This is a genomic window from Microbacterium sp. MRS-1 (genome assembly GCF_000585455.1).
GTDB classification, from domain to species: Bacteria; Actinomycetota; Actinomycetes; order Actinomycetales; family Microbacteriaceae; genus Microbacterium; species Microbacterium laevaniformans.
The window spans coordinates 1-1,560 of the sequence record NZ_JAUF01000120.1 but is presented as its reverse complement, the minus strand read 5'-3'; the positions used below and the strand labels follow the sequence as shown (position 1 = coordinate 1,560).

The following is a 1,560-nucleotide window of genomic DNA, read 5'->3' as shown; positions in this document are numbered from 1 at the left end:
GCAGACTCCCACTGTCAACTGGGTGCAGATCTTGGTGTGTTTGCGTGGGCGCGCTGAAGGCGCCGCTCGGCCTCGAGTGTCGGGCGGGGGTGTCGAAAGCGCGCGGTCAGGCGGCGGTGATCAGTGCGGCTGAGCCGTGGCGGGCGGGGTCGTAGGTTTCGTGGTTGGTCCAGCAGCGCCAGAGGATGCGGGTCCAGCGTGCGGCGAGTCCGCGGAGAGCGCGGTGGTAGCGCTGGCCTTTCTGGTCCCGGGCGTCGCGGAACGCGGCGGCCGCCCAGGGTGACATCTTGATGGAGTTGAACGCCCACCACATGGTTGCTTCTCGGAGGCGGCTGTTCGCGGCGTAGCGGAACCTGACCGACCGGGACCTGCCCGACGAGCGGGTGACCGGGGCGAGGCCGGCTTCGGCGAGGAGCACTTCCGGTTGCGGGAACCTTGCGCGGTCTTCACCGATCTCGGCGAGCAGCACCGCAGTGAGCACGGGGCCGATGCCGGGAAAGCTGGCGAAGAGCAGGGCGTCCGGGTGCTCCGCGGTGGCTGCGGCGATTGCGTCGTCGTACTCGGCGAGCTGCGTGTTCAGAAGCTGCAGCACCTGGGTGAATGCGAGAGCGGAGAAGCTCTTGCCCGCGACCGTTCCTGGCGAGCCGGAGAGCAGGTTCTGTCTCATCCGGTCCGCGAGGGTCTTCGCGGGGACTCTGCCGGTGTAGTGGTGTCGGGAAAGGAACCCTGCCATCCTGGTGGTCTTCACCCGGGACGCGTTCGCCGGTGTCGGATAGTCCGTTACGAACGACAGCGTGATCTGCCGGTCGACGGACGAGAACAACCGAACGGGTGCGGGGTGGTAGGCCTCGAGGATCATCCGCAACTGACTCTCCGTCGCCTGCTGCGTCTCGAGGAGCCGGTCCCGGTCGCGTGTGAGTGCCTTGATCTCGGCGAGCAGCGGCGACGGGACCGACAGCGGGCGCCAGTGCGCATGGTCGAAGCGGAGCGTGTCGGCGAGTACGAACGCGTCGAACCGGTCGTCCTTGACCGCAGCGACCTTGTAACGCTCCCGCGCCCTCGCGGAGATCCGCGGAGACACGGGGAACACCGCATGCCCGGTCGCTTGAAGGTGCTCGACGAGGAGACCTTCGGAGCGTTCGATCGCGATCGGGACCTGCCCCCCGAAGCCGTTCAGATGCAGGTCGAGTTGGTGGAGCCCGGCGACGTCGTGACTGACACGTGTCTCAAGTAGCCGCTTCCCGTCGGGCGCGACAACGCAGAGCTGGTGGTTCTCACCGCCCCAGTCGATGCCGGCGAATACCGGCCACGCTGGCAAGTTGAGGTCTGGCATGAGCGCTTCTCCTTCGAAGACGAGGCCCGCCTCGTGACGGACCCTCTGGACGCTCACTCAGGTGCTCCCGCTGTCGGGGCACGACTCCCACTAGCCAGTCGGAATCCGCCACCGCCGGGAGGGACAGGTCTGCCGCTGGACCTCGAAGGTCACGCTGCCAAGGTCCTCTCCCGACGGTGAGGATGAACCAGCGGGACGATCCCGCCACTACCCATCTTGACGAGTGA

1 protein-coding gene is annotated in these 1,560 nt (G+C 67.3%); it reads right to left on the bottom strand.

Translation table 11 applies throughout. The annotated features are described in order from the left end of the window. Positions 1–106: 106 nt before the first annotated feature. Positions 107–1,333, bottom strand: coding sequence for an IS110 family transposase (locus AS96_RS14335; protein ID WP_036291233.1), 1,227 nt, complete (start codon positions 1,331–1,333; stop codon positions 107–109). Positions 1,334–1,560 lie beyond the last annotated feature (227 nt).